The sequence below is a fragment of the Naasia lichenicola genome (assembly GCF_004801885.1).
In the GTDB taxonomy this organism is placed as follows: Bacteria; Actinomycetota; Actinomycetes; order Actinomycetales; family Microbacteriaceae; genus Naasia; species Naasia lichenicola.
In genome coordinates this window covers 113,656-137,206 of record NZ_SSSM01000004.1, presented here as the reverse complement: position 1 = coordinate 137,206, position 23,551 = coordinate 113,656, and the positions used below count along the sequence as shown (strand labels likewise).

22 protein-coding genes are annotated in these 23,551 nt (G+C 67.0%); 15 read left to right on the top strand and 7 right to left on the bottom strand.

Annotation, left to right across the window (positions count from 1 at the left end):
* The first annotated feature begins 65 nt into the window (after positions 1–65).
* From E6C64_RS19050 to E6C64_RS08975, 4 genes are all read left to right on the top strand, one after another.
* The gene (locus E6C64_RS19050; protein ID WP_158437799.1) at positions 66–563 is read left to right on the top strand and encodes a VanZ family protein; all 498 of its coding nucleotides are present in this window, start codon (positions 66–68) and stop codon (positions 561–563) included.
* Positions 564–687: 124 nt separating this feature from the next.
* Entirely contained in the window at positions 688–852 is a 165-nt protein-coding gene (locus E6C64_RS19045; protein ID WP_158437798.1) for a hypothetical protein, read from the top strand.
* A gap of 132 nt (positions 853–984) precedes the next feature.
* Complete coding sequence (locus tag E6C64_RS08980) at positions 985–5,520, top strand: PKD domain-containing protein (protein WP_158437797.1); 4,536 nt, start codon at positions 985–987, stop codon at positions 5,518–5,520.
* 330 nt (positions 5,521–5,850) lie between these two features.
* Positions 5,851–6,282 carry a hypothetical protein gene (locus tag E6C64_RS08975; protein ID WP_136427117.1) on the top strand — a complete coding sequence of 144 codons (432 nt, stop codon included), beginning with the start codon at positions 5,851–5,853 and terminating at the stop codon, positions 6,280–6,282.
* Between the two features lie 30 nt (positions 6,283–6,312).
* On the opposite strand, the gene E6C64_RS08970 is transcribed toward E6C64_RS08975, so the two are convergent.
* Genes E6C64_RS08970 through E6C64_RS08960 form a run of 3 tightly spaced genes read right to left on the bottom strand, consistent with a single transcriptional unit; the run spans position 6,313 to position 9,210 of the window.
* Positions 6,313–7,359, bottom strand: coding sequence for a DUF8320 family protein (locus tag E6C64_RS08970; protein ID WP_136427116.1), 1,047 nt, complete (start codon positions 7,357–7,359; stop codon positions 6,313–6,315).
* Positions 7,352–8,569: an ATP-binding protein gene (locus E6C64_RS08965; RefSeq protein WP_136427115.1), complete on the bottom strand. Its 1,218-nt coding sequence runs from the start codon at positions 8,567–8,569 to the stop codon at positions 7,352–7,354. The genes E6C64_RS08970 and E6C64_RS08965 overlap by 8 nt, the downstream gene beginning before the upstream one ends.
* Entirely contained in the window at positions 8,566–9,210 is a 645-nt protein-coding gene (locus E6C64_RS08960) for a response regulator transcription factor (protein WP_136427114.1), read from the bottom strand. Before E6C64_RS08960 ends, E6C64_RS08965 begins: the two co-directional genes overlap by 4 nt.
* Before the next feature lie 451 nt (positions 9,211–9,661).
* On the opposite strand from E6C64_RS08960, the gene E6C64_RS19040 reads away from it, so the two are divergent.
* The 4 genes from E6C64_RS19040 (at position 9,662) to E6C64_RS08945 (ending at position 12,053) form a co-directional block, all read left to right on the top strand.
* Positions 9,662–9,811 carry a hypothetical protein gene (locus tag E6C64_RS19040; RefSeq protein WP_158437796.1) on the top strand — a complete coding sequence of 50 codons (150 nt, stop codon included), beginning with the start codon at positions 9,662–9,664 and terminating at the stop codon, positions 9,809–9,811.
* Between the two features lie 104 nt (positions 9,812–9,915).
* The gene (locus tag E6C64_RS08955; protein ID WP_136427113.1) at positions 9,916–10,230 is read left to right on the top strand and encodes a hypothetical protein; all 315 of its coding nucleotides are present in this window, start codon (positions 9,916–9,918) and stop codon (positions 10,228–10,230) included.
* A 507-nt stretch (positions 10,231–10,737) separates the two neighbouring features.
* Positions 10,738–11,397 (top strand): hypothetical protein, encoded by a 660-nt coding sequence (locus E6C64_RS08950; RefSeq protein ID WP_136427112.1) that lies wholly within the window; start codon positions 10,738–10,740, stop codon positions 11,395–11,397.
* A 47-nt stretch (positions 11,398–11,444) separates the two neighbouring features.
* A complete protein-coding gene (locus tag E6C64_RS08945; RefSeq protein WP_136427111.1) occupies positions 11,445–12,053 on the top strand; it encodes a DUF805 domain-containing protein in 609 nt (202 codons plus the stop codon).
* A gap of 1 nt (position 12,054) precedes the next feature.
* Here the strand turns inward: E6C64_RS08945 and E6C64_RS08940 are convergent, their stop codons facing one another.
* Positions 12,055–12,858 (bottom strand): hypothetical protein, encoded by an 804-nt coding sequence (locus tag E6C64_RS08940; protein ID WP_136427110.1) that lies wholly within the window; start codon positions 12,856–12,858, stop codon positions 12,055–12,057.
* Between the two features lie 147 nt (positions 12,859–13,005).
* Positions 13,006–14,253: a GAF domain-containing protein gene (locus tag E6C64_RS08935; protein WP_136427109.1), complete on the bottom strand. Its 1,248-nt coding sequence runs from the start codon at positions 14,251–14,253 to the stop codon at positions 13,006–13,008.
* 249 nt (positions 14,254–14,502) lie between these two features.
* On the opposite strand from E6C64_RS08935, the gene E6C64_RS19035 reads away from it, so the two are divergent.
* Positions 14,503–14,667 carry a hypothetical protein gene (locus E6C64_RS19035; RefSeq protein ID WP_158437795.1) on the top strand — a complete coding sequence of 55 codons (165 nt, stop codon included), beginning with the start codon at positions 14,503–14,505 and terminating at the stop codon, positions 14,665–14,667.
* A gap of 3 nt (positions 14,668–14,670) precedes the next feature.
* Here the strand turns inward: E6C64_RS19035 and E6C64_RS08930 are convergent, their stop codons facing one another.
* Positions 14,671–15,105 (bottom strand): DUF1003 domain-containing protein, encoded by a 435-nt coding sequence (locus tag E6C64_RS08930; RefSeq protein WP_233255523.1) that lies wholly within the window; start codon positions 15,103–15,105, stop codon positions 14,671–14,673.
* Positions 15,106–15,337: 232 nt separating this feature from the next.
* On the opposite strand from E6C64_RS08930, the gene E6C64_RS08925 reads away from it, so the two are divergent.
* Complete coding sequence (locus E6C64_RS08925; RefSeq protein WP_136427108.1) at positions 15,338–15,781, top strand: hypothetical protein; 444 nt, start codon at positions 15,338–15,340, stop codon at positions 15,779–15,781.
* A 198-nt stretch (positions 15,782–15,979) separates the two neighbouring features.
* Complete coding sequence (locus E6C64_RS08920; protein WP_136427107.1) at positions 15,980–17,074, top strand: FecR family protein; 1,095 nt, start codon at positions 15,980–15,982, stop codon at positions 17,072–17,074.
* 25 nt (positions 17,075–17,099) lie between these two features.
* Here E6C64_RS08920 and E6C64_RS08915 read toward each other — a convergent pair whose 3' ends face one another.
* Positions 17,100–17,774 (bottom strand): Crp/Fnr family transcriptional regulator, encoded by a 675-nt coding sequence (locus E6C64_RS08915; protein ID WP_158437794.1) that lies wholly within the window; start codon positions 17,772–17,774, stop codon positions 17,100–17,102.
* Positions 17,775–17,946: 172 nt separating this feature from the next.
* On the opposite strand from E6C64_RS08915, the gene E6C64_RS08910 reads away from it, so the two are divergent.
* From E6C64_RS08910 to E6C64_RS08895, 4 genes are all read left to right on the top strand, one after another.
* The gene (locus E6C64_RS08910; protein WP_158437793.1) at positions 17,947–19,011 is read left to right on the top strand and encodes a FecR family protein; all 1,065 of its coding nucleotides are present in this window, start codon (positions 17,947–17,949) and stop codon (positions 19,009–19,011) included.
* Positions 19,012–19,028: 17 nt separating this feature from the next.
* Positions 19,029–20,162 carry a FecR family protein gene (locus E6C64_RS08905; RefSeq protein ID WP_158437792.1) on the top strand — a complete coding sequence of 378 codons (1,134 nt, stop codon included), beginning with the start codon at positions 19,029–19,031 and terminating at the stop codon, positions 20,160–20,162.
* Positions 20,163–20,213: 51 nt separating this feature from the next.
* Entirely contained in the window at positions 20,214–22,049 is a 1,836-nt protein-coding gene (locus E6C64_RS08900; RefSeq protein WP_136427103.1) for a CHASE2 domain-containing protein, read from the top strand.
* A 188-nt stretch (positions 22,050–22,237) separates the two neighbouring features.
* Positions 22,238–23,545, top strand: a complete 1,308-nt coding sequence (locus E6C64_RS08895) for an excalibur calcium-binding domain-containing protein (protein WP_136427102.1) — start codon at positions 22,238–22,240, stop codon at positions 23,543–23,545.
* The last annotated feature ends 6 nt before the right edge of the window (positions 23,546–23,551 follow it).

Sequence of the window (23,551 nt, the reverse complement as noted above, 5' to 3'; positions counted from 1 at the left end):
GGGGCTCGGCGCTCCTCGGTCGTCCGGAAGGAGCCGGAGCCGTGTCGGGTAGCCTTGGAGACTCGATGCTCCGTCGACCGGAAGGCGCGGCCCTGGCAACACGCTTCCGTCTCCGACTGGTCTCCATCCTCTTGGCGGCATATGTGGTCATCGTCATCGCGATGACACTCACCCCCACGGCGCCAGACCGGCCGATCGCGATTCAGCTTCGTCGGATCATCCAGGAGCTGCAGGAGCGAGGGCTGCCGGCCTTCATCGGCTATCCCGTCTTCGAGTTCACGGCCAACGTCCTGATGTTCCTGCCCCTCGGGCTGCTCATCGCTCTGCTGCTACCGCGACACCTCTGGTGGGCGGCGATCATCTGCGGGGCGTGGACCTCGAGCTTCATCGAATTCAGCCAGCTTCTGCTGCTGCCCGGCCGCGTCGCCAGCATCGGCGACATCATCGCGAACAGCCTCGGCGCTCTCCTCGGAGCGCTCCTGGCAGTCGCTGTGCGCCGAGCCGTGCATCGACGCGACCTTCTCCTCTATATAGATGTGCGGGCTGGCCGCCGCGTGCTCTGAGCGTTCCGCTGATCCCGATACGGCTGAAGATGCCAGCGGTGCATGGATCTGTCGTTCGCGCGTGACCCAGTGTTGTCCTCGTGTTCACCTTCCGCGGCTACACCTGGACCAGATGAATATGACAATGACGATGACATTGACGGTGGCAGGGGCCATCTGGGCGATCGGATCGCTCCCACTCGGAATCACCATCGCGATGATGAGCCGTGCAGGCCAGCTGCGAGAGCTCGGACGACGCCCGTATCGAGAGCCGGCAGGCCGTCTGATCGGAGGAATGCTGCTCAACTAGTTGAGCATGCCCCCGAATGGGGGTCATGCCCATGAATCGTCTGAGAGTACTGTGACCCCCAGCCACCCCCCAGGTCGCAGGCCCCGGCTCACCCGCTGAGGTCTCGCTCACAGCATGCAAGGTTCCCCACCAATGACGGTTGGACGACGCTCCCGCGCCCTCATCTCACTCCTCACTCTGAGCACGGTCGCAGGTGGCCTCGCACTGGGAGGTGCGGCTCCCGCCTTCGCGGATCCGGGCGGCGTCGTGATCTCGGAACTCAACTACCACGCGGGCTCCGACCTCGACGGGGACGACTTCGTCGAGCTGACCAACACCTCATCCGCGCCCATCGACATGAGCGGCTGGAGCTTCAGCGCAGGCGTCACCGGCACCTTCCCGGCCGGCGCCTCGATCGCAGGCAACGGCTACTTCGTGATCGCGAAAGACGCCGCTCAGTTCCAGCTCAGCCACGGCTTCGCGCCTGACGCCGTCTACGGCGGCAACCTCAGCAACGGCGGCGAGGCTGTCACCATCGTCGACGCGGCCCTCGCCGTCGTCGACACCGTCACCTACGCCGACGCCACCCCCTGGCCGGCGACCCCTGACGGCACCGGCCCCACCCTCGAACTGCGCGATCTGTTCTCCGATAACACCCTGGCCGACAGCTGGGGCGCCAGCCTGACCGCGGGCGGCACGCCCCACGCGGTCAACTCGATCGCGGGGACCGGCCCCGCCCCCACCATCAGCGAGCTGACGGCCACCCCGAACCGTCCGACACCCAACCAGGCGATCGCGGTCTCAGCGCGCCTGCTCAGCGGATCGACGGCGACGCTCACCTATCGGATCGCTTTCGGCGCCGACACTCCTCTGCCGTTCCTCGACGACGCGGCCAGCCCGGGCGGCGCCGGCGACGGCGTATACGGAGCCACCATCCCCGGCCAGGCGGCCGGTCAGCTGGTGCGATACCGTATCGACGCCACCCGCGGAGCGGCCACCTTCTCGGCTCCCGCCGCCGACGACTCAGCCCGCTACCGCGGGGTCGTCGTGACCAACTCCGCAGTCAGCACCCAGCTGCCCGTCATCGAATGGTTCATGGACGACGCCGTCTACAACGACCTGCTCGCCAATCATCGCGAGGACGACGTGCAGGGCGCAGCGGTGTGGTCTTACAACGGCGAGGTCTTCGACAACGTCCTGATGAACATCCGAGGCGGCGCCTCCCGTCAGGCGGCCAAGGTCCAGTGGAAGGTCGAGCTGCCGAAGGGCTACGAGTGGGACATGGGCGGCCAGCTGCCTTACCCGATCGACGAGTTCGCCCTCCAGAACTACTCCAACAACAACGCGGACATCAGCTGGGCGACCGTGAAGGCGGCCGGCAACCGCGGGCCGGCCATCATCCCCGTCCGCACCCAGAAGAACGGCACGTTCTGGAGCCTGGGCCGCATCATGGAGACCGAAGACGGCTCGTGGCGCGACGATCAGGGCGTCGATGACTGGGCCATCTACAAGGGCGACGGCGGCTCGCTCGGCCGCACCGCATCACCAGCGGCATTGCAGGCCAACGCCTGGCTGGACAAGAAGACCCGTGAAGACGAGGACTACACCGACGTCTGGAACCTCAGCCAGAACGTCTCGGCCTCCTCCTCCGCGGCGCAGCAGGCGTGGATCTACCAGAACGTCAACATCCCCGAGCTCGTCAACTACATGGCAATCCAGTCGATCATCCGGCATCAGGACAGCGGCTGGCACAACTGGTACGTCGCCCGCGACACCGAGGGCACCGGCCGCTGGGAGATGTGGCAGTGGGACCTCGACCTCACCTTCGGCACCGCCGCGACCGACAACAAGGGACTCTTCCTCACCCCTGACACCACCAACAACTTCACCATCGCGATGCTCAACTACCCCGAGGTGAAGGAGATGTACTACCGGCGGCTGCGCACCCTCGCCGACCAGTTCCTTCCTGCGGGACAGTACGAGGCGCAGTGGGACGCGATCACCGCCACCACCAATTCGGACTGGGCGCTCGACTCCGCCAAGTGGGGGAGCAGCTCTGCGAGCTCCAACCGCACGCGTTTCCTCAACGGCCTCGCCGACCGTCGCAACGCGATCGCCAACAACACCGGAGCCGGCAAGCTGGTTCCGACCTCTCAGTCGTCCACCGCAGCGGTCGTGATCAATGAGCTGCAGTACAACCCGGCGGGCACGGGCGGCGAATTCATCGAGCTCGCAAACCCGAGCGGCACCGCAGTCGACGTGTCTGGTTGGACGATCGACGCCGTCGGCCTCACCATCCAGCCCGGGACAGTCATCCCCGCAGGCGGACGAGTAGTCTTCGTCGGCAACGACGTCGCCTTCCGCGCCGCCTACAGCGGCAACCGATTCGTCGGCGGCCAGTTCAGCGGGGCGCTCGACAACTCCGGCGAGACCGTCGAGCTGCGAGCGGGAGCGCGTGTGGTCGACACCGTCAGCTACTCGCCGACCGATCCGTGGCCTGCCGCCGCGGATGGCACAGGTCCGTCGCTCGAGCTCAACTCGACCTCGTCCGACAACTCGCTCGCCTCCAGCTGGACCGCGACCTCGACGACGGGCGGTACGCCCGGCCTGATCAACACCGCCAGCGCACCTGCGAACCTCGCCCCGACCGCGTCATTCACCAACGGCGGCAGCGGTCTCGCCGCCACCTTCTCGGGCACCGGATCCTCGGATGCCGACGGCACCATCGCGTCGTACTCCTGGAACTTCGGCGACAGTGCGAGCGGCACCGGAGCCACGACGACCCACAGCTACGCCTCCGCAGGCACCTACACCGTCACTCTCACGGTGACGGACAATGCAGGCGCCATTGGAACAACCAGCCGCGCGATCACTGTCAGCACTACGACGACGCCCCCGACCGGCAACCAGCTGGCGCTCGACAGCTTCACGCGCACCGTGAGCGGCGGCCTCGGCACCGCTCAGATCGGAGGCACGTGGACCACCTCGAGCGGCGCCACGAGCTTCGGTGTCGCCAACGGGACCGCGAACATCTCCACCGCATCCGGCAGCACCCGCTACGCCTACCTGGCCGGCGTCTCGTCGACCGACACCGACGTGACGGCGACCATCTCGGTGCCGCGACCCACGGCGAGCAGTGTCTACGCCGGCATCCTCAGCCGCCGCGTAGGCAGCTCCGACTACCGGGCTCGCGTCGTGATCGCCTCTACCGGGGCCGTCCAGCTCCAGGTTCAGGCGACCGCCACCACGCTGCAGTCGGTGACCCCGGCCGGGCTCACCTACAACACCGGAGATCGCCTGCAGCTGAGGGTTCAGACCGTGGGCACCTCGCCGACAACCCTCCGCGCCAAGGTCTGGAAGGTCGGCACTGCCGAGCCCAGCGCCTGGCAGATCAGCCGCACCGACACCACATCAGGGCTGCAGACGGCGGGCTCCATCGCGCTCTACAGCTACCTGAGCAGCTCGGCCACGCCCGCCAACGCAGTCATCGCGTTCGATGATCTGTCGGCAACGACCTCCGGCACGGTCACTCCGCCGGCGAACGCAGCCCCTACCGCGGCCTTCACAAGCACCCCCAACGGGCTCGCAGTGGGCTTCAACGGCTCGACATCGACGGACAGCGACGGCACGATCGCCTCCTATGCCTGGAACTTCGGCGACGGAACAACAGGGACTGGAGCGACGACCAGTCGCACCTACGCCGCCGCGGGCACCTACACGGCGACGCTCACAGTGACCGACAATGGCGGGGCGACCAACTCGACCAGTCGCAGCATCACCGTGACCTCTGCCCCGCCGGCCAACATCCCGCCGACGGCCGCCTTCACCAGCACCTCGAACGTGCTCGCAGTGAGCTTCAATGGGTCCACATCGACGGACAGCGACGGCACGATCGCCTCGTACGCCTGGAACTTCGGCGACGGATCGACGGGGACCGGAGCAACGACCAGCCGCACCTACGCGGCGGCGGGCACGTACACGGTGACGCTCACAGTGACCGACAACGGCGGGGCGACCAACTCGACCAGTCGCACCGTCACCGTGAGCACAGTGACGCCTCCCGTAGGCACCGCCTTCGCGGCGGATGCCTTCGCCCGGACCACCACGAACAGCTTCGGAACCGCCGACACCGGTGGAGCCTGGACGACTTCGAGCAGCACGGCCTCTTACTCCGTCAGCGGCGGCCTCGGCCGCATCACCACTCCGGCGGGCTCTGAACGCAACGCCTATCTCGCTTCCGTGTCGTCGGCCAGCACGGACCTGACGGCCACGTTCGGCTTCCCTCGCACCACGACAGGCAGCACCTACGTCGGCCTGATGGGTCGCCGGGTCGGCACCGCCAACTACACCGCCCGCGCCGTCGTCAGCACCACAGGCGCCGTGCGACTTCAGGCGCTTCGGACCGGCACCACCCTGCAGGAGGTCAGGGTGAGCGGCCTGACCTATGCGGCCGGCGACCGGCTCCAGGTTCGGGTGCAGGTGTTCGGAGCATCTCCGACAACGGTCCGCGCCAAGGTCTGGAAGGTCGGGATGACGGAGCCGACGACGTGGCAGGTCAGCGTGAGCGACGCCACCGCGGGACTGCAGTCGGCAGGAGGGGTAGGCATCTACACCTACCTCAGCAGCGGGTCGGCGCCAAGCTCATCGGCTATCACCGTCGACGACGTGCGAGGGGTTCCCGCCGGCTAGCGGCGAGCGCCGACGACGCAGGAGTAGGGCATTCCGCCCGAATGCGATTGAATGGGGGCGCCAATGGCGGCCCGACCCGAAGGTCCGCCTCTGAAGCGAACCAGGTTCTCAATGACGACGATTCTGATCACGGCTGCGGTATGGACCTGTGCCTCGGCTCCTTTGGGAGTGTTCGTCGGACTCATGTGCCAGAGGGCGCGCGTCTACGAGGGTGCTCGGATGGACTCGCACCGGTAGCGAGCTCTGGGCGGATGCACGGAGCTGTGGGTAACTTCTGCCTGTGTACGATCCTCACGTCAGAATGAGATCCCGACGCATGAGGAAGAGACCATGGAGACACCGGACGACACCTCACACAAGGGACGTCGGACCATAGACATCCATTCCGTGCGCGCGCGGGGGCCACTGCTCGATGAGCATGGACATCCTTACCTCCCGCCGGCGCCAGAGGGCGAATCGTCCTACGGCCCGCTGAAGCCGGAAGAGTCGGAGTTCTACGGGCGATTCGGCGACATGCGAGAGCCCGAGGTCGACGACGACGACTGGCTTCCTACGGCCGACGACTTGGCGGCGGGAGACCCCGAGCCCGATGATCCCGATGCACGAGCCAGCGGAGCCGTATGGACTGGACGATACTGGCGGCCGCGCGGTCGACCCGTCGATCGGCTGCCACGCACACCCCTCTGTCCCACCGACTTCACTCAGATGGAGGTCACGACGGTCGGCTGGCTCTGTCCCGACTGCGGCCTGGTGAAGCTCTAGGACCAAGACCGGTTACTCGAGTCTCAACGGTCATCTGAAGTCGTAACGGTCACTGATCTCGTCCGGTCGTGAGACCAGCACCGTCGCACGGATCTCGCGTCCGGGCGGAAGCAGCCTCACCACGAGCTTGCCCTCCGTCATCTCCGCAAGCCGTCCCCGAACGAAGGCGGTGAGGCCATCCATGACGTCGGACGGAGGAATGTCTCGGAGGTCGTCGAGAAGGGTCACGTCGATACCCCGTGCGCGTGCCTCGCTCACCGCTTCTGCAAGTGCCGGCGCCAGGACCCCCGCGCGAACCTGATCGCGCAGTTGCCCCTCGAGCACGACCGCCTCCGCGTGCACCTCGGCCGGATCCGCGCCGCCGGCGACTCGACGAAGGAAGGGCAGAGCCATCTGCTCAAGGCGCTCGAGGCGCACCCCTCGCTGAGCCACGGATACCTGCTCCGCGCTGATCGCCGCTCCGCGTCGAACCTCGATCTCGGAGAGATTCCTGATCCGCTGCGCAAGTCGTCCGATAGCCGCACCGAAGAGGGAGCCGATGAGCAGGACCCCTGCGTTGCGATCGGTCAAGGCGATGCCTGTGCCTATTCCCTGCCCGACATCAACGGCCCAGACGATGGTGATCGCCGACATCAGCAGGTAGGAGACCCAGGCGATCGCGATCCGCCCGCGCATGGCGAGGAAGAACAGCATGATCGTCGAGGCTCCCAAATGCCATGACGCGTATCCGGGCCAGCCGTGCGTAGGCATCTCCCAACTGATGGCTGCCGTAGCGAGCACGGGCCCGGAACCGATCAGCAGAGCCAGCTTGGTTGGCAGCGGCCGCTCGCTGTCGACGAACAGGAAGGGGGCGATGGCGGATACGACCAGGAAGGCAGCGACCGCGGGAAGCGGCGTGCGATAGTCGGCGATGCTCATTCCGAGCAGCGCGGCGTTGGTGATGAAGAAGAGGTAGAGCAGCGCCCGTGCGCCAGGCGTGCCGATGCCGAGCAGGGTGCCCGGCGTCATCGAGATCGAGGGACTGGTCGGCTCGGGGAGCTCTGCGCTTGCCTCTGTGTTCGAGGCCGCTTCAGTCATCGCGACGCCAGTGCAGCCCTACGCTCGTGCCGGCTCCCGGCCGCGAGCTGATGGCTGCCGATCCGCCCGGCACATCACGCATTCGAGCGATGATGCTGAGCCTCACTCCGAGGCGCGAATCGTCGACGTCGTCGTGAGCGAATCCGGGGCCCTCATCGCGGACTGTCACGGCAACCTGATTCGGCTCGACCCGGGCGTCGACCGCGATGACGTCGTCGGGAGCCGTGTGCCGCAGCGCGTTGCGGACTGCCTCCGCTGTCGCGTCCGACAGAGCGGCGCAGACCGAGCGCGGCATCGACGTGCCGTGAGTGACCGAGGAGGTGAAGAGCGGCCTGGGGGAGATGTCGGCGATGGTGCGGCTCAGCCGCTCGGCGAAATGCTCTCCGGGATGGCTGACCGGCTCGGCGCTGTTATCGAGCTGCTCCACCCGCATGAGCGCACGGCGAGCCTGTGCCAAGAGTTCGTCCGACGCGGTCGGCTGCCGCAGCACCCCCACCAGTGTGGAAAGGATCTCGTCGTGCACGAGCGCGTCGAAGCGAGCGTTCTCTCGCGCGAGCGCCCTGGCGTCGGCGATCGCTGCGGCCTCGCGGGTGGCTCGTGCGATGGACCGGTCGAGAGTGGTGGCCGCACGCAGCACAGCGAGGATGGCCGCTGCGAAGATCGAGCAGAGCAGGATCATGTATAGGGTGTCGCCAATGGCGAGGACGAAGTGATTCTCGCCGTCGGAGGTGATGACTCTCAACCCTCCGGTGAGCAACGACGCCGCGAGGACGTACGTCCACGCCCAGCGTCGGGAGAGGACGAAGCACGCCGCACTCGTTGGGACCGCAGTGATGGCGAGCAGCCACGGCTGCCCGTCGTCGGGGATCAGCGGCGGGTCGACCATCGCCGGTATCCAGGTGATCGTCGCGACCGGGAGAGCGATCGTCAGCGCCCAGGCGGCCGCGCGCATCACCCGGAGGCTGTCGATCAGCGCTCCGACCGCCACGACTACCGGCAGCAGCAGCAGCAATCCGATGAACAGCGCCGACCATAAGGGCCGAAGGAGGGAGATCTGCTGGATCGCGGTCGGCAGTGCCAGCGCTCCGAACACGATGCTGGCCGCCCCCATCGACGCTCCGAGCGCACGACGGATCCCGCGCGCGGTGAGTCCATCGTGGATCGGCCGACGGACCACATCGTAGTCAGCAGACGGGACGTCGACGGTCACATCTCGCCGCCGATGAGCCCGTCCTCGCGCGCCCGCCGGTAGAGGTCGATCCGGCTGGGGGAGTCGCGGCCCACCAGCTCGTACTTGCGGCGGATGCGGCTGATGTAGTTGTTGACCGTATCGATCGAGAGGCCCGTCTTCATCGCCACGCTGAAGGCCTTGTCGCCCGCCGCGTAGTGGGCGAGCACCTCCTTCTCCCGAACGGAGAGGCGAGCATCGGCGAGCTGGAGATCACCATCGATGGCCGCCGCCCACTCGGTGGACGGGACGGTGCTTCCCTCGATCGCCAGCCGAATCGCCTCGACGATGGCGGCATTGGGCGCCGACTTCATGACCATGCCCAAGGCGCCCGACCGAGCCGCCGAGCGGATGAGGTCGGGATCATCCCCCGCGGAGAAGACCAGCACGTTGGCACCGTTGTCGCGCAGCCAGCGCACATTGTCACCGGGCTGGGAGCCATCTGCGAGGCGGAGGTCGAGCAGCACGAGGTCTATGTCTTCGATGTGCGGACTCAGCTCGTCAACGGTGCGGGCGGTGATCGCGAGCTCCGCACCGTCGATCCCCGCGAGGAGGGAGGCGACGCCGGCGCTCACTATCTCGTGGTCATCGAGCACGGCGATGCGATGGACTTGCGCGGGCATCGGGTCCCTCGGACGGATTAGGGGTGGTGGCCTGAACCGTACCATCGGCGTGGGTGCGGCCAGGTCTAGGCCACGAGGGCTCGGCTCGGGCATGACGCGCGTGCGACGAGGGCCCGAACCAACTGAGGACGAATCGGTTTGGTGGGATGGTCGCGGCGCGATCTGGGAACGGCCGGAATTCCGCATGATTCCGGGGATTCCGGACGCAGGATTGTCTGCATTCTGGGGTATGGGGATGGATGAAGGGGCACGCTCCAGCGCCCGTCGGCCGCGCCGGATGCTCAAGAATTCGAGCAGGGCAGCTAGCGGGACAGATGGCATCCTGCACTGACCTGCGCATCGGTTGCCTGGCGCACGCGCCTTCCGCCGAGATCCCTTCCGTGTCGTTCCGTCGCTGCGTCGGAGGCCGGGCGTAGCTTCGCATCCACTGATCGCGAGCGAGGAGGCTGAGATGTCGGACCGAGTGATCGTCAAAGGCTATGGAGCAGGAACGGTCATCGCGGAGATCGCTCCCGACCAGGTGAAAGTGGCGCTGGACAGCTTCGATGCGTGGGTGGTCTGCCCCCTCGAGCTGTGCTCGCACATGCCCTCTTCGAGCTGAGCTTCCAGGGTCTCAGGCTTAGCCCTGAAGCTCAGGGTGAGGCTTTCGCGCGACTGGCCCGCGTGTTCCGAGCGCGGCAAGTCTGGGGGCGATACTCTCCCTGCATGACAGTGGATCGGGTAGTGCGGAGCGGAGACAATCCGTTCCAGGCCGCACTGCTCTCCGTAGCCGTCGTGCTCATCGCCATCGGCGTCATCACCTTCGGCGTCGCCGCTTCGAAGGCCGCTCCCAGTCCGCTCTACCCGGATGCTGCGGCTGATGCGCTGCCATCGCTCATCTGGGGCGGCGCGATCATTGGGATCGGCGCCATCTCCTTCCTGTTCTGGCTGCTCGTCAGCGCGCTGAAGTGGAATGGGCGAACCGCCGACCCCCGCGTCGCGGTCCTCGTCGAGTCGCCCCACCTCACCGAAGCCGCCTAGCTCTCCTTCGCTGGTCGAGTAGGCGCGGTGGCGCCCCTCGCTCGTTGGTCGAGTAGGCGCGCCAGCGCCGTATCGAGGCTGGTTGCCGGATCTGCAGCGCACAAACCCCGACAGCCGGTCTCGAGACGCGCCGTGGACGGCGCTCCTCGACCAACGGGTATCTCGCCCGTTGGTCGAGTAGGCGCGCCACCGCCGACTGGCTCGTTGGTCGAGTAGGCGCGAAGCGCCGTATCGAGGCCGGCTGCCGGATCTGCAGCGCACATACCCCCACAGCCGATCTCGAGATGCGCCGTGGACGGCGCTCCTCGACCAACGGATTGTGGGCGGAGGTGCATGCCCCATGAACGGGTGTGAATCGGCCAGTATCCCCCTACAGCTGGGGTCAGGATTCCGCCATTTAGCACCTGAACAGGGGAAAGACCCCGGCGACGCCACCCCGTAGCGTGATGGGTGCGGAACAGCGTGCCGGGGGGCTCGCGTCCGCACATCAGATCCATGGGGGTGGAGATGACCATGCAAGACCAGCTCACGCACGATGAGCTCACCGACGCATTCGAGTCCGTCAAGGCGAGCCTCGCCGCTCCGGCAGCGCGCGCTCCGTTCATCGCTGCGCCGGTCGGCCGCGTGCCGCTCGTCGCTGCGCCGCTCGTCGCATCCAACGATGCTGACGAGCTCGACGCTCCTGAGGGGCTGGTGCCGTTCGACACCGCGCCCATCGACCTCGGCGCGCTCGACGTGCTGCCGATCGATCAGACCATCAGTCGCAAGGCGCTGCCGTTCGAGTACGACGAGCTCGCCGAGTGGGACGCCATCACGACGGCGACCGCCCTGCACTTCAACCCGTCACGCGAGAACCGCCGCCCCGCCGACCATGCCCCGTGGAGCCTGCGCTCCGAGATCGCGCTGGCCGTCATCGGGCTGGTCGTCGCAGGCCTGGCGCTTGCATCGGTCATCTCGGGCATCGGCCTCAACTGGATCCCGATCGCGCTGCCGATCATGGTCGTCGTGGTGGCTCGTGGCCTTCTCGCCTTCCGAAAGTGGATCCTCGAAGCGACTCCGCGCGGCACTCGCGCCAACATCGCCCTCGCGGCGATCACCAGCACTATCGTCACGACCGTGCTCATCACGATGATCGTCGTCGTGGGCATCCGCTCCACCCACCAGTAGACGCTCTCGCGGCTCCAACGCGCGGCTTTCGACCCGAGGGATTGACCATGGCTGACGACAGCACCGCATCACCCGCCGCCGGATGGTATCCGGATCCTGCCGGCACCGAGCAGGTGCGCTGGTGGAATGGCGAGACATGGACCGATCGATATCAGTTCGCCAGTAACCCGACAGCCTCCGCACCGTACGCGGCCTCCGCATTCGCCTACCCAGCGGGTCCGCAGTTCGGATACGCGCCGAGCGGTCCGGTCTATCCGCCCGCGCCCCCGGTCGGCTTTCTCGAGTCGATCTCGAAGGTCGTCCGCAACTACGCGGTCTTCACCGGCGTCGCCAGCCGATCCGAGTTCTGGTACTTCTACCTGGCAACCATCCTCGCGGCCGTCATCGCGCTTGTCCTCGACCTCATCCTGCTGGCTGTCCTGCTCAGCGTCGGCGCCGTCTGGCCGTTCCTGTTCACGGGGATCTACTCCCTCGCGACCCTCGGCCTGCTGGTGCCATCGCTCGCCGTCACCGTGCGCCGACTGCGCGACGCAGGCTATCCGTGGCCGTGGATCTTCGTCAGCTACATCCCGTTCATCGGCGGCATCTGGCTGATCATCATCCTCGCCAGCGAGCCGACGGCAGCGCGCCCGGCGGTCTACGCCCCGCAGTACTGAGTCAGAGCAGGGCGGCGGTCTTCCGTCGCGCGGCCACGATCTCGGCGGCGAACGGGATCGTCGCGTCGCCCTCAGAGGTCCAGACGCCGGCCGTGGCGTAGGCGCTCTGCAGTCGTGCCCGCACGATCCCCTCGACCAGGTGACCGACCCGGAATGCGTCGTACTCGTCGTCCGGCGTGGGGTAGGCCTCTCGGAGCAACTCGGCGTTGGGTTCATCCGAGACCGTGACTCCGTCTTCCAGGACGACGCCCGCCTGCTCGGCTGCGGCGCCGACGTGCGCCGCGAAGGATGGGATGAGCGGATCGGCGTGCGTGTGCGCGTCCGTGGCGGTGTCTCGGGCAGCCGCGATCTCGGCGGTGTGGGGGAGGAGCAGCGATGCGGCGAGCCCGCCGTCGGGGAGGGCGGCGCCCGCTATCCAGGCGAGCTCGGCGGCTTCGGAGTCGAGCATCCAGAGGTCGATGTCGCGGATGCCCTCGGCCTCGTCGGGCCAGGAGCGGTGCAGCCACATCGCCGTCATGAGGCGGGTGATGGGGGAGTAGAGGGAGCCGGTCTCGGCAGGGGATGTCTCCCTGTTCGCACCCAATGTAGCGACGGCGTCCGGGTAGAAGGACTCCAGCCAGCCGATCGCGGATTCTCGATCGACGATCTCGACGCGAGCGCCGGCCAGAGGTTCGGCGACATCGAACAGCACTGTCCCGCCGATCACCCGGAGCGCCTGGAGGCTCACTCGAGGTGTGGGGGAGAAGCCGACGTGCTGGATCACCGTGACGCCGTCGGGGGATTCGATGATCTCGAGCTCGCTCATGCGCCGAATGCTAGCGGGGCGGCCTGCCATCCGCGTGAGCGGGCTTCGACGCGGGCGCTGCGCGCCCGGCTCAGCCACCAGGCGTAGCAGATCTCGTTGGTCGAGTAGCGCCGTCTGCGGCGCGTACCGAGGCCCGCGGCGGAGGACTCAGATGTGGTAGCTCGGGACCGCCGTGCCGAACATCTCCTTCTGCACGGCCATCGCCAGGTCACGCAGTCCGACGAGGTCGAGGTCGCCCTCCGGACGTGGCTTCGAGTCGATGACGCAGACCGCGCCGATCCGGTAGCCGTCCGGCGATTCGATCGGGTAACCCGCATAGAAGCGCGCCTTCGGGCCCGCGTGCACCAGTGGGTTCTTGCCGAACATCTTCATCGCGCCCATGTCGCGGAACACCGTCGGCGCCTCGTGCTTGATCGTCTCGTTGCAGAAGGAGTACTCGCGCGGGATAACCACGTCGTCGAAGCCCACGACGGACTTGAACACTTGTCGATCGCCGTCCATCAGGGTGATGGCTGCAACCTCTGTACTGAACATCTGCTGCGCGAGGCGGGTGATCCGATCGAGGCGCTCGCTGGGCTGCAGCTGCAGGATGTTCATCGCCGTCAATGCGGCCTGACGCTGATCCTCGTTCTGCGGCTTGCCTCGGCGGTAGTGGGCTCCCCACTCCGAGATCTGGGCGTTGTCGGCGCAGCTCCGTTCGAGCTTCGGCGCCAGCTGAGCCGCGACGCTCCCCGCGAGCATGCGATAGAGATCCCGGGGCGCGATCTCCCTCAGCTGCACCGGCGAGCCCTTCTCTGGCAGCGATCGGAACGAGATCCGCGGGTCCTGCGCGCAGATCTCCTCGGTGATGGCGTCGAACTTCTTGGCGAGCCGATCGCTCTGGCGACCGAACTTGTCGCCGAACGGGCCCATGCTGCCGACGGGCGGTATGCCGAAGACGATCATCTGCGTCGTGGCGGACGCCTGCTCCGCGACGTCGGCGATGAGCGCGCTCATCGTGTTGCTCCAACGAGCGGTCGAGTCGAGGCGCAGCGCCTCGGCGGTGCCGACGGAGATGATGATGGCGTCGTAGCGCCAGAGGCGCAGGTCGGTGATCTTGCGAAGGGTGGCGCTCGCCGTGAGGCCGTGCTCGGTGATCACGTCGACATCCACACCGCGAGCGGTGATCTCGGAGAGCTGACGCGCGAGCTGGCCCGAGAAGGCGAGGTCGTGACTGCTCACGCCCCAGCCGACGACGGCTCCAGTCCCGACGACCAGGATCCGGTCGGGATCGGGTCCGCTCGCGTGGACCTGGGGAGCATCGGACGGCCGCGGGATCAGATTGAGTTTGAACGTCTCATCGTTCTTCCACGCGCTCCGGAAGGGGCGCGGTAACTGGAGGCCGGGGCCGGGCATGTGTCTCCTGTGCAGGTGCTTCGGAGGCGCACGGAACGTCCCCCAGATCCGAAAACGTAACCCGAGGACAGGTTCGGTTCAGGGAGCGACACGTTTTGCTCATATACCTGAGCAGACATCGTTCCCATCGAGATGCCACTTTCCGTCCCTAAACCGCCAGATAAGGACTGAAAGTGGCATCTCGATGGCAGGCAGGGCGACATCCTGCGTTCTCACTGCGTTCACCCGCGAGGTCTATCCATAGAGCAAATGATGATCATGTTGATGGCGGCGGTCGCTGCCTGGGCGCTGGGGTCAGTGCCCGTCGGATATCTCGTGAGCCAGATGTGCCGTGCCGGCCGTGAAGGCGACCTCCGTCGCCGCCCGATCTCGTCCACCGCCGAGACGAGAATCATGAGCTCGCTGCTGGGCTGAACCTCAGTAGCGTCGGGTGTCCGCGAGGGCGCGCTGCAATTCGGCGATCATCGCCAGCTGGCGGTTGTTGATCTCGAGCAGCATCTCGATGTCCTTGCGCGCTGCGGTGTCCGTCTCGAAGTCGTGCTGTGCCAGTGAGGCGGCGATCGCATCCTGACGCTTCGCCGCGATCAGCAGAATGGCGCCTTGGAGGCCCGCGAGCATGCTGAGGAAGAGGTTGAGCAGGATGAAGGGGTACGGATCCCAGCCCTTTCCAGAGGAGTTGAGGATCGCCCAGACCACCATGAAGCCGACGAAGCCCATGACGAATGGCCAGCTGCCCATCACATTGCGCACTGCATCGGCCGCTCGCTGGCCGGGAGTCAGCGACTCGCGGTGCTTGTCGTGCCAGTTGATCTTCGGGGCCTTGCGGCCACTGCCCGGGGACGTCTGCGTCATGGGAACTCCATTTCGGCGCTCGAGCTGCGCCACCCTTGAAGCCTAAGTTCGCCGGCCGGAGCTTTGAGATAGTGCTCCGCTGGGGTCGATGCACGGGTAGCGCGCGCGGTTGCTGTCGTGAAGCCGACGACTGATGTGTTCTTGGGCCGACAGTTCCCGTAGCCGCCGAGCGAGACAGTTCTCTCACGAACAACCGCTCCACTCATCCCCCCCCAAGCAAAAGGAATCGGACATGTCCAACATCGCCCTCGCCCCCGTCGCCACCGACATCCAGCCCGTCAAGAAGAAGTCCGGACTGCGCACACGCATCGTCGCTGCTCTCGCCATCGTCGCTGCTATCGGAGGTGGATCCGTTCTTGCGGCCGCTCCCGCCCAAGCGGCGACCAACACAGGCAGCATCAGCGTCTGCTTCAAGTTCGCCAGCAACGGCGCAAAGTGGACCAACCGGGTCTACGCCCAGTACAGCAATGGCACCAGCTGGATCAATCTGACCAACAAGATCGCGTCGGTCGACGGATGCACGAGCTTCACGTTCACCAATCCCAACGGCTACGCCTTCCGCTTCCAGGCGTACGAGAACGTCGGCGGGCGGACCTGGTCGGGCTACAGCGACTGGACTCGGATCTACAACGGCCAGTCGCTCCGCTTCAACAACTACTACTGGGTCTACGGCTGATCGGCGGCAGCGGCCCGACGCCCGTCTCGTTCTCCGAGCCGGACGCCGGGCTCTTGTCGGATTCGCAAAGCAACTCCTGGTCAGGCATTGAAGTTGTCACGAACAGTGGTGCGCCTCGCGGGCACTCGCGATGATCGTGCCCCCGGCGCCGAGCGAGCATCGCTCTCCTCCATTCGACTGCAGAGTTGGAGTCGCAACGTGAAGATCCGTCTCGTTCGATCGATCACGGCCGCGATCGCCGTCTCCCTGGTCCTCGCCGCCTGCACCTCCGGACCCACCGTCGACGTGAGCGCGTCCGCCTCGAAGGTCACGCTGGGCTCCGCCGACGGGAACCCGGCCGAGATCACCGACACCGAAACCGCCTCCATGGGCGACGTCGTGCAGACCGACTCCGAGGGGCAAGCCCAGCTCGACTACCCGGACGGATCCCTCACCCGCCTCGGGCCGAGCACGAAGCTCTCGGTCACCACGCTCGATTCGGCGGAGGCCCAGCGGACCGTCGTCAGCCTCGACGTGGGTCAGACCTGGCACCGGGTCGAGAAGTTGGTGGCCGAGAACGCGGCATTCGAAGTCTCGACTCCCGTCGGCGTCGCGGCGGTGAGGGGGACTGCGTTCGAGGTCGACTGCACCGATGCGCCTGCGTGCACGATCACCGTCATGGAGGGGGTGGTCGAGTTCACCACCGAGGAAGGGTCGGTCCTCGAGATCACTCCCTATCAGAGGCTCGTGATCCCAAATCCGGACGGCGGTGCTCCGGTCGTGGCGGTCACTCCTTCCGCGCTCATCGAGGCAGACGAGTGGATCACCGCGAACATCGCGGCGGACAGCATCGACGAAGTGATTCCGATGGCAGCTGCTTCGCTGGCCGGGGAGTGGACCATGGCCTACGACTACAGCTCGGTGTCGGGCTTCTTGGCCCCGGAGCCCGACACCGGGCAGTCGACGTGGACGTTCGGTGAGCTCACCTGCGACGATGCGTGCACCTTCCCGATCACCTCATCCGGTGGCGCGAAGTACCTGGCGACGCTGACGGATGCCGGCTTCACCGCGGCCACCAGCGAGCCGCAGAAGACGACGTGTGCCGATCCCAGCACGGGCGAGGAGTTCACCGATGCCTACGACTACAGCATCGATGTGACAGCAGACCGCACCGACGACGAGGCCACTCGTTCGACGATCTTCGCCGGCACCCTCGTCTGGCACTACGTCTTCAACGGCCAGCCGTCCGGCTTCTGCTCCTACGGGGACTCGTCGTTCGACGAGGCCGCCGACATCTCGATCTCTCGCAACTGACCCCTGGGCTCGCAAGAGCCGCGCATCAGCGGATATGGCGCTTCAGCGCCGGGATGTCAGCGATCGTGATCACTCCGCGGCTCACCACGACGAGGTGCGCAGCCACGAGTGCCCCCAGGGCCTGATTCACCGTGGGACGGGTCGCCCCGATGATGCCCGCGAGGTCGTCTTGAGTGAGGGGGAGCGACGCGGAACTGGCGCCCGGGGCGAATGCCTCCGCCAGCTCGAGTAGTCGTAGCCCGCACCGGCGCTGCACCGTCTCGAACGTGGCTTCGGCCATCCGATCGCTGAGATCCTGCAGCCTGCCGGCCAGCGACTGGGCAATGGCGGTGTCGACTGCCGGGTTGCGGCGCCGGACGTCATCGAAGACCTTGTGGGGCAGCACCCGCACGGCGAGCGCGTCCAGTGCGACGATCGTTGCGGTGCGCACCTCGTCGCCGGTCAGGGCGGCGATCTCGCCGAAGCTCGTTCCCGGACTGAGGACCGTCACGGTGATCGATTCGCCGTGCGGCGTCGCCACCTTGACCGCAGCATGCCCGCCGTCGATCACGTAGACGTTGGCGCTCGGCTCGCCCTGCAGCAGTACCGTCTCGCCTCGCTTGAACGAGCGCTTGAGGAAGGAGAGCTCGATGCGTGCGCGCTCCTCGTCGGACAGGGCTTCCAACCACAGCATCGACGCTCCGCTCTCGGGTGTGCTCATTGTGGCGGAATCGGCCGCCGGCCTCAGCAAGTCGAGCATTGCGCCCATGCATGGCCACGCCATAGATTTGCACAAATTACCTGATCGATGGGCAGAAATGATCTTCTCATCGCGGCGGAGTCGCCGCTCTGCCCTCCGACGCGCATCAGGTGCGATCGCTCTGGTGGCCGTCGTGGCGATTCTGACCGGATGTTCGGGAAGCTCCGGAGGCTCCGAAGACTCGGACGGGTCCGATGTCAGCCCCACCGCGGCGGTCACCGCGTCGGCCGACCAGGTGACGCTCACCTCCGATTCCGACACCGCGGACGTCTCTGGTTCCGCGGACGCAGTCGCTGGTGACGTCGTGGCCACAGACGCGAATGGCCGGGCGCAGCTCGATTACCAGGACGGATCGCTCACCCGCCTCGGAGGGTCGACATCGCTCATCATCGGCGAACTCTCCGACGCCTCTGCCCAGCGGACCATCGTGGATCTCGAGGTCGGTCAGACCTGGCATCGGGTCGAGAAGCTCGTCGCGGAGGATGCCGCCTTCGAGGTCTCGACTCCGGTCGGCGTCGCCGCGGTGCACGGGACGGCCTTCTCCGTGACCTGCACGGCCGATGAGGTCTGCACCGTTCAGGTCATAGAGGGCGAGGTCGACTTCACCAGGACGAACGGAACGACCGTCACAGTCGGCGCGTTCCAGGGCCTCACTCTTCCGTCCGCGGATGGCGCGGCACTCGCCGCCGTGCCGCTGACGGACGCGGAGCTCTCGGAGCCATGGTTGTCCGACAACGCTGCTTCCGATGGGGTCTCTCTCGACAAGCCCGATCCAGGCGATGCGCTCATCGGCGAATGGAACGTCACCGTCGTCACTGACGAGGGTGCGCTCTCCACGACGCTGCGGGACCTTCCGGATCCGGTGACGGTGTCTGTTCTCTCCTGCGAGCCGACCTGCATCGTGCAGGTCGGCTCCGACAGCTCGCTGGCGCTCCAGTTCACCGAGCAGCCGAATGGCACATTCGCGGGCCCATCGACGAGCACGGAAGGCACGGTCTGCCTCAACGGAAACAGGAGCGGCGATGTCGCTTACATCCGAGGAACCAGCTCGACCCTGACGCCTGAGCTGGCCGCCGATGGATCCGTCGAATCCATCTCGATCGTCGACTCGCAGTCGGTCGTCCCGGTGATCTTCACCTGTGTTCCCGATGTCTCGCCCGGTGAGTACGGGATCACCTTGACCCGAGCCGCGCCATGACGATCGAAAGCAGCAGAATGCGCACTTCCTTGTCCCGACTGGCAGTCGGCGTCGCAGTCCTGTTCGTACTCGCCGGCTGCACTGCGTCACCGGCGGGCCCGTCCGCGAACGTGACCGCCTCCGCGACCCTCGTCTCCATCCTCACGGGCGACTCGAGCCGCGACCTTAACGGGACCACGCCCCAGACGGCGGCCGTCGGAGACACGGTTCGCACGGACTCCAGCGGCTCCGCCCAGCTCGACTACGCCGACGGGTCGCTGACCCGTCTCGGTCCTGCAACGGAGTTGACAGTCACGGAGCTCTCCGACGCTTCGGCCCAGCGGACGGTCGTCGAGCTCAAGGTCGGCCAGACCTGGCATCGCGTCGAGAAGCTCGTCGCGGAGGATGCCGCGTTCGAAGTATCCACCCCGGTCGGCGTCGCCTCCGTGCACGGCACGGCCTTCGCGGTGACGTGCACGGCCGAAGAGGTCTGCACCGTTCAGGTGCTCGACGGGGAGGTCGGGTTCACGCTGCAGGACGGTACGGAATTGACGATCGCGGCGGGTGAGCAGCTCGTGGTGCCAGCTGCCGACGGCGGAGATCCAACCGTCGAGATGATGACCGCAGGTCAGCTGGCAGACGATTGGCTCACTCACAATCTCGACCTCGACGCAGGCGGGTCAGCGGCTGCAAGTTCGGCGCCGCCGGTGGAGGCGGACGGGGGCGCATGCTCGAACGAGCTCGCCCTCAGCATCGTGCCCAACGTGACAGGTGAAGCGACGCCGGTCGAGAGCTTCACCGGACCGACGGAACTGACGTCGCTCCCGACGCCCTCATGCCTGCTCGAGGTCACCCAAGCCGATGGCGGCCTCGTGTACCTCGGCATCTACTTCGATGCCGACGACGCTTTCAGTTCAGCGCTCTACGAGTCCTTCGAGAATTCCTCCGCGCGGGTCTCAGCTCCAAGCGCCACTGCGAGGTGGACCCGCACAGATGACGGGATGTTCGCCACCAACTACTACAACGAGCTCGGCTTGGTGACCCTCTTCCGAACGAGCGACCCGGGGCTCGTCGACCTGGAGGGCCGCACGACCAATTCGAAGTACGAGGCTCCCGAAGGGACGCCGCCCTTCACGGCCTACGTGTTCTCCGGTATCGAGAACTTCCAATGACAGTGATCGCGCATTGAATATGCGCCTCAGCTTGCTCGTACCGTGGCGGACATGAGCCGCCGATCCGATCTGACGCGTCCGAATCGTCCCTCTTCGGGGCGCGCGCGGGTCACCCGTCTCGGCGCCGCCTGGCCGCCGCTGATCGTCGGGGTGGTAGTCGCTCTGCTCGCGGGTCTCGCCGCTCTGGGTGGGGTGGGCGAGGCGGTCGTTCGACACGCCTCCGACCTGCTCTGGACCGATGGCGCCTCGGATCAGCGGGTCGTCGTCGTCGCCGTCGACGACGCATCCGTGGCCGAGCGGGGCGAATGGCCGTGGAATGACGGACTGCAGGCGAGCCTGCTGAGGACGATCGCATCGGCCGGGCCGGAGGTCGTGGCCGTCGACGTCGTCCCCTCCGCCTCGGACTTCGCCGTGGCCGATGCGATCGCCAGCGGCCCGTTCGTCGTGGCGCAGGATTTCAGCGCCGCATCCACGTTTCGCAATCGGTGGCTGCAGGTCAGCGGCGGGACGGCCGTCCCGCCCCCCGTCCGGGAGAACGCCGCCGGCCTCGGGCACGCCGTCGTCCTGGCTGACAGCGATGGGATCCTGCGTTCGCTTCCGGCCTTCGTCGAGACCGCCGACGGTGAGTTCGAGCCGTCGCTGTCAGTCCGTGCGGTGGACGCGCTCGATGGGGCGATCGATCCCGTGATCGTGCGCCCCTCGGCCGTCCAGATCGGCGCCGAGACCATCCCCGTCGAACAGGACGCCGCGCTGCGGATCCACTGGACCGCGGACACGACGATCGTCTCTGCCGCAGACGTGCTCAGCGGCGCCGTCGGTGATCGGCTCACGGGCGCCGTCGTCATTCTCGGCGTCACAGCCGGAGGAGTGGGTGACCGCCACATCACCCCGCTCCAGCCGGGCGTGACGACGCCGGGGGTAGTGGTCCAGGCGCAAGCCATCAGCACGATCCTTCAGCACGCCTGGGTTGTGCCGTACTCACCATGGATCACCGGGCTCGCGGTTCTGCTGTTCGGGCTGCCTGTCGCGTTCGCCGCCCGTCGGCTGCGCCTCCGCTGGGCCGTGCTGATCACCGTCAGCGCCATCGTCCTGGTCACCGCGGTCGGGCTCGCGCTGTTCCAGATCCTCGGCTGGCTGCCCGACTTCGTGCGCATCCCGATCGGCATCCTCGCGGCAGGTGTGGCCAGCCTCGGCATCAAGGCGATTGCCGAGCAGCGCGACCGGCAGACGGCCGAGCGGCTGTTCTCCCGCTACGTTCCTCGCGATGTCGCCCTCGAGCTGCTCCGCGAGGGGCGCGCGGAGAGCACCGGATCGGGGGAGCGGCTCACGGTCGGCATCCTGTTCGCCGACCTGCGATCCTTCACCCCGATGGCCGCGAGTCTGGATCCGAGCGACGTGCAGCGCGTGCTCGACATCTTCTACGACTACGTCTGCGAGCGCGTCTTCGCCCACCACGGAACCGTCATGCAGTTCGTCGGCGACGAGGTGTTCTCCGTCTTCGGGGCTCCGCGCATCCTGGAGGAGCCGGCGCGCGATGCGCGTGAGGCATCCGCCGATCTGCTGCGGGATCTTCCGGCGCTGTCCGCGCGACTCGAGGAAGCGGGGCTGCCGCAGATCCAGTTCGGGATGGGCCTGCACACGGGCTCGATCGTCGCCAGCCATGTGGGGCCACCAGATCGGCGCCAGTACTCGGTGATCGGCGACCCGATCAACGTCGGCTCGCGACTCTGCGGCCTCGCCCGCGGCGGCCAGGTTGTCGCCTCCGCGGAGGCAGCCGGGTCGGCCACATGGTTGGGCGGCACGCCTGAGACCGCTCAGGTGAAGGGCATCGAGCGCTCGCTTTCCGTCGTCCGCGTCACTGCGGAGCAGCTCACCAGCCTCCCCTGATCTGCCCCCCACCTCCCTCTGCCCCTCGAATTGCCACCTTTGGCTCTCAAGAATGCGATTTGGGAGCCAAAGGTGGCAATTCGGCGTTGTCGGAGGCGCGCCCCCAGAGCGGGGGAATCCTGCGCGGGTCCGAACGGCGTCGCATGGGCAGATGTCTAACGTGAGCGCCTGGATGTTCTGGGGGGAACGTGAATCAGGCGGCGCCGGAAGGCTGGTACGAGGATCCGAGTGATCCTGCGCGCCTGCGCTGGTGGGACGGCCAGGGGTGGACCGAGTTCGCCGGCGATGGTCCCTTCGTCGAACTCGAGGACGCCGGCCATGCTGACCTTGCCGTCGGAGCCAGCCGCGGTCGTGGACTCTGGGAGCTGGAGGCCGAATCCACAGCCCGCGCTGACACCCGCAATCCGACCACGGGCAGTCTGAGCATCGCCGCTGCGGTGGCCGCAGTGAGGTCGGGAGACGTCGGTGTTGCTCGTCCCGCTGAATTCGACGACGGCTCGGTTGCGTCGGATGGCCCGAAGGCTGGGTTGCCAGAGCCCGATGTCGCGGGTGACGTCGAGGAAGACCTGGCGCTTGCGGCGTCGATTGCGCAGCCGGATACGGCCATCGAACCCGTGTCCGAACTGGCGCCTGAGTCACCCACCCTGGGGCCGCAACCCGTCGTGGGCATTGGCGGCCCCGACCCGACGGTCGCGGCGATACAGATCATCCGTGCGCCGGTGCGGCAGCTGGCCCCATCCGAACTCCTGAGTACCCGTACCGCGTCCGATACGGCTGCGGTACCTATCCAGTACGCGGAGACTGTCCGGCCTCGGCGGCTGATGTCGGGTTGGATGATCGTGATCCCCATCGTGTGGCTGATCCTGTCGTTGCCGGCGATCCTCGCCGGATGGGGTATCTTCGCGGCCGCCCTCGGATTGCTTCCCCTCCTCACCGGTGCCTACGTGGCCGTGACGGGGCGGCCGTCGTGGCTGCGCCTGTGGTCGCGTCAGACCGGCGCCCTGCTGCTGGCAGCGAGCCTCGTACTCGTCGTCGGCGGAACGATCGTCAACAAGGCGGTGCATCCCGTGCTGGTCGTCGACACCGGGATGCTCGGGTTCGCAGCGCCGACTGTTCCGGAAGTCACCTGGGCCGGACCGTCCGCGGCCGAGTCGGATGCACGTCAGCCGATCGCATCACCGGTGGCGCCGGCCGAGGTCGCGTCACCCGAGTCGTCCCCCGCCGCCGAGGTAGGCCCGGCACCGGTGATCGAGACGCCCGCATCCCTTGAAGAACCGGTTGCCGACCCGCAAATCGGTCCAGTGACAGAGGAGCCGGTCGCGGAGCCGATTCCCGCCTCCGTTCCTCCGCGAGCCGATCCCGCTCCCGCTCTGAGCTACGCCAACTGCGCGGCGGTCTGGCAGGCGAATGCCGCCCCGATCAAGCGCGGTGACCCCGGCTTCCAGCAGAAGTTCGACAGGGACGGGGACGGAACGGGGTGCGAGAAGAGGCCCTAGCGGCGC

Bases quoted from the DNA above. Each gene is read 5' to 3' on its own strand.
- E6C64_RS08955 (WP_136427113.1), top strand. From the start codon at position 9,916: ATGACAGTGGATCGGGTAGTGCGGAGCGGAGACAATCCGTTCCAGGCC.
- E6C64_RS19035 (WP_158437795.1), top strand. From the start codon at position 14,503: ATGATGATCATGTTGATGGCGGCGGTCGCTGCCTGGGCGCTGGGGTCA.
- E6C64_RS08905 (WP_158437792.1), top strand. From the start codon at position 19,029: ATGCGCACTTCCTTGTCCCGACTGGCAGTCGGCGTCGCAGTCCTGTTC.
- E6C64_RS08950 (WP_136427112.1), top strand. From the start codon at position 10,738: ATGACCATGCAAGACCAGCTCACGCACGATGAGCTCACCGACGCATTC.
- E6C64_RS19050 (WP_158437799.1), top strand. From the start codon at position 66: ATGCTCCGTCGACCGGAAGGCGCGGCCCTGGCAACACGCTTCCGTCTC.
- E6C64_RS08960 (WP_136427114.1), bottom strand. From the start codon at position 9,210: ATGCCCGCGCAAGTCCATCGCATCGCCGTGCTCGATGACCACGAGATA.
- E6C64_RS08980 (WP_158437797.1), top strand. From the start codon at position 985: ATGACGGTTGGACGACGCTCCCGCGCCCTCATCTCACTCCTCACTCTG.
- E6C64_RS08945 (WP_136427111.1), top strand. From the start codon at position 11,445: ATGGCTGACGACAGCACCGCATCACCCGCCGCCGGATGGTATCCGGAT.
- E6C64_RS08900 (WP_136427103.1), top strand. From the start codon at position 20,214: ATGAGCCGCCGATCCGATCTGACGCGTCCGAATCGTCCCTCTTCGGGG.
- E6C64_RS08940 (WP_136427110.1), bottom strand. From the start codon at position 12,858: ATGAGCGAGCTCGAGATCATCGAATCCCCCGACGGCGTCACGGTGATC.
- E6C64_RS08930 (WP_233255523.1), bottom strand. From the start codon at position 15,105: ATGACGCAGACGTCCCCGGGCAGTGGCCGCAAGGCCCCGAAGATCAAC.
- E6C64_RS08970 (WP_136427116.1), bottom strand. From the start codon at position 7,359: ATGACTGAAGCGGCCTCGAACACAGAGGCAAGCGCAGAGCTCCCCGAG.
- E6C64_RS19045 (WP_158437798.1), top strand. From the start codon at position 688: ATGACGATGACATTGACGGTGGCAGGGGCCATCTGGGCGATCGGATCG.
- E6C64_RS08915 (WP_158437794.1), bottom strand. From the start codon at position 17,774: ATGAGCACACCCGAGAGCGGAGCGTCGATGCTGTGGTTGGAAGCCCTG.
- E6C64_RS19040 (WP_158437796.1), top strand. From the start codon at position 9,662: ATGTCGGACCGAGTGATCGTCAAAGGCTATGGAGCAGGAACGGTCATC.
- E6C64_RS08925 (WP_136427108.1), top strand. From the start codon at position 15,338: ATGTCCAACATCGCCCTCGCCCCCGTCGCCACCGACATCCAGCCCGTC.
- E6C64_RS08935 (WP_136427109.1), bottom strand. From the start codon at position 14,253: ATGCCCGGCCCCGGCCTCCAGTTACCGCGCCCCTTCCGGAGCGCGTGG.
- E6C64_RS08975 (WP_136427117.1), top strand. From the start codon at position 5,851: ATGGAGACACCGGACGACACCTCACACAAGGGACGTCGGACCATAGAC.